Source organism: Streptomyces glaucescens (assembly GCF_002154375.1).
Taxonomy (GTDB): Bacteria; Actinomycetota; Actinomycetes; order Streptomycetales; family Streptomycetaceae; genus Streptomyces; species Streptomyces glaucescens.
Genome location: NZ_MUND01000697.1, coordinates 1 through 3,437, shown reverse-complemented (window position 1 = coordinate 3,437; position 3,437 = coordinate 1). Strand labels below are relative to the sequence as shown.

At 67.6% G+C, this 3,437-nt stretch carries 2 protein-coding genes and 1 pseudogene; 1 reads left to right on the top strand and 2 read right to left on the bottom strand.

The features are described 5' to 3' along the window. Positions 1-232, bottom strand: a 232-nt coding sequence (locus tag CCN42_RS35320) for a response regulator (RefSeq protein ID WP_143662133.1), incomplete at its 3' end; no start/stop codon positions are given. 1,028 nt (positions 233-1,260) lie between these two features. Between CCN42_RS35320 and CCN42_RS35310 the strand changes: the two are divergent. Continuing rightward, positions 1,261-2,984, top strand: a pseudogene (locus tag CCN42_RS35310) (GmrSD restriction endonuclease domain-containing protein). A 99-nt stretch (positions 2,985-3,083) separates the two neighbouring features. Here CCN42_RS35310 and CCN42_RS43935 read toward each other — a convergent pair. Next, positions 3,084-3,437: hypothetical protein (locus CCN42_RS43935; RefSeq protein ID WP_211294860.1), on the bottom strand; the 354-nt coding region annotated here is incomplete at its 5' end.

Sequence of the window (3,437 nt, the reverse complement as noted above, 5' to 3'; positions counted from 1 at the left end):
GCCGCGGCATCACGACATCGAGGGTGACGACATCCGGACGCACCTGATGCACGACATCCAGACACTCGGCACCATCGGCCGCGGTCACGACCTCGAGGCCCTCCAGCTCGAGATTGACCCTGATCAGCTGCCGGATGACCTTGTTGTCGTCCACAACAAGCACCCGGCCCCACGCGCCTGGCACAACTCGAGAGTAGGTCCGGACCGGCCACCGCGTCCCGGTTTTCCCCACTTCCACCCCGTGCGGGCGACCCCGCCCCCGCGACCACGAGGAAACCCGTTCATGAACACCCTCTCGGAGCTGGTAGTGTTCTACCCGTCGCCGCGAGACACCGCGAACGACACGCCCCCGTAGCTCAGGGGATAGAGCANNAAACGCTGAGGCCGGGGTCTTCGCGTATGTGAGCCGTGTGCCGCAGAGGGGGCGTATCGCGTCGGGTGGCTACCCGGTGTGTCAGTGGTGTGCGGGTGGATGGGTGACTGACCGTTCATGATGTTGCTCGACTGCTGCCCGAGATAGAGGCGCTTCGTGAGCACTGTCGGGCCATGGCTGTCGTGGAGGCAGTGCCGAGCCCTGAGTGAGAGCGGCGGCGCCACTTCTTCGAGGGGCGCTGGTCCGAGGCGGAGTCGGTGGCTTCGATGCGGAACGGGTCGGGGGACGACTCGATCGCTTTCTCGGCTGCCGGCGCCTATGTGCGGGGGTTCGCTCACCAGTCGCCCATGAGTCCTTGTGCGGAGGACGGGCCGTGGGCCGGGGTGCTCGACGAGGTGCCCGACGTGTTCCGGTCGTGTGTGGAGGAGTCGGCGTTCTCGGACGAGGACGGGATGCCACTCGTCACCGCGTGTGTGTGGCGGGAGACGGGCGCCGACGGCTGGAGGGCGGGGCGATTGACTTCCCGACGGGACGGCGGAGGGTCCGGATGGTTCCGGATACCTCTTCCGGCTGTTGGTCGACCGGTTGCCGGAGGCGTTTTCGGCAGCGGGCCGAGGACTATTACGAGGTTCCGGTCGATCTGGACGCCGTTCGTCATGTGTTCTCTTCACGGTCGTTGACCGACGAGGTGGTACGCGCTTTGGACGCCGAGGCCGTTTTCGCGGATCGATCGAGTGTTCGACGGATTGAGCGGACTCGGGTTCGGGTGGTGTCGGTCGGCGGTTGCCAGCTCTTCGTGGACGGCGGGGAGCGTGTCCGGCGGCTAGTAGCTTTGCAGGACATACAAACTCCGGTCCGGACGCCAACTGCCCTGTGAAGGAGCCGATGTGGCCGACGAAGCGTTCAGCATCGACAAGCGCCCGCTGCGGGATCTGTTACAGCAGGTCGAGGTCGGCAAGGCCCAGTTACCCGAGTTCCAGAGGGGCTGGGTCTGGCCCTGGCCCAACATCGCCGGCCTGCTTGCCTCGATCTCGCTGAGCTATCCCGTCGGCACCGTGATGCTGCTGCGCTCGGGCGGCGACGTACGGTTCAAGTACCGCCCGGTCGAAGGTGCGACGCCCGCGAGCAGGGCGGAGCCGGACTCCCTCATCCTGGACGGGCAGCAGCGACTCACCTCCCTCTTCCAGGCCCTGAAGCTGGATCGCCCGGTGGTCACCCAGGACGTGCGCAAGCAGCGGGTCTCCGGCTGGTTCTACGTGGACATGCTCAAGGCGCTGGAGGAGAACGGCGACCGGGAGGAGGCCATCCGCTTCATCCCCGAGTCGCGGCGGNNCCGCCGCGAGGTCGTCGAGGACTATTCGAAGCCGGAGCTGGAGTACAAGCACCTCCTCTTCCCGCTGACCGCGGTCTTCGACAACGGCGACTGGGGGGACGAGTTCACCGACTACTGGTCGGACGACAAGGAGAAGCGCCTCCTCTGGCGGCGCTTCCGCCAGGAATTCGTCCGCCCTTTCGATCTGTACCACGTTCCCGTGATCGAGCTGGGGCAGGAGACCCCTCGCCAAGCCGTCTGCCAGGTGTTCGAGAAGGTCAACACCGGTGGCGTGACCCTGACCGTCTTCGAATTGCTGACCGCCACCTACGCCGCGGACGAGTTCGATCTGCGCAGGCACTGGGAGGAGGAATGCCGTGCGGCCTGGAAGGCGCCCGAGTACCGGATCCTGAGGGAGGTCTCCAACACCGACTTCCTCCAGGCGGTCACGCTGCTGGCGACATGGGAGCGCCGCCGGGTCGAGCAGGAGCAGGGGACGGAGGAGGACCGGCTTCCGCGGATCGGCTGCAAGCGCAAGGACATGCTCGTCCTGTCCCTGGAGGACTACCGCCGCTTCGCGCCGTTGGTGATCGTCGGCTTCAAGTCGGCGGCGAAGTTCCTGCACCAGCAGTACCTGTTCGACACCAAGTTCCTGCCGTACNNGTGTTCGGGGAGCTGTACGGCGGCTCGACCGAGACCCGGTTCAGCCAGGATCTCCAGGACGTGGTCGACTGGATCGGCGGGGCGGGCGGCGAGCCCCGCACGGTCAGCGCCGCCCAGTTCTCGCCCAACCGACTCCTGACGCTGCGGACCCGTAACAGCGCCGCCTACAAGGGCATCTACGCCCTGCTGCTCAAGGCCGGCGCGGTGGACTGGCGTACCGGGGAGAAGGCGGAGGTGACGGAGTACTTCGACGAATCCATCGACATCCACCACATCTTCCCCAAGGCGTGGTGCGAGAAGGCCGGCTTCGAGCCGTCCCTCTACAACTCGATCATCAACAAGACCCCGCTCACCGCCCGCACCAACAGGATCATCGGGGGCAGCTCGCCGTCGTCGTACCTGCACCGGCTGAGGAAGGCGGCGGAGACCGGGGCCGATGGTGTGGCCGAGCGGATCAGGACCCATCTCGCCGATCCCGGGCGCATGGCCGCGGACGACTTCGAGGGGTTCCTCGCCGACCGCAGGACCGCGTTGCTCAGCCACATCTCGTCGGCGATGGGCAAGGTGATCAGTGATGACGAGTGGGGTGACCAGGAGCCCAGTCTGGACGTGCTCGACGACACCGAAGACCTGTGAAGATCCCGGGCNNGTTACTCGCCGTGAAGCCCGGTCGCGCTCCGGCGTCGGATCTTCCCCCCGCGAAGATCTGGCGCCGCGCCGCGCGGCCGCACGGTCTTACAGAGCCGTGGCCCTGCTCCCCTCGGACATCGCTGCTCTGCCCAGACCGGCCAGTGCGGCGCCGGCGGCGAGGCAGTGGACGAGCTGGGGGCCGCTGCCGGACGCGTCCACCGCCGGCTGGAGAAGCGCCGCGCCGAGCGTGCCGGTCGCGAAGAGGGACAGGGGAAGGCCGGACTGCCTGCGGGTATGAAGCGAGGCGGGCGTGGCCGGGGCCGGAGCGGCGGTGCCGTCCCGGTCGTCGTCGTCCAGGCGGTCCTCGACACGGTCGAGGAGTTCCTCCCAGTCGGCGGGGTCGATCCCGCCCTGTAGTCGCCGGGCTTGCTCCCGGCGCTCCTCCGCCGCGCGGCGGAG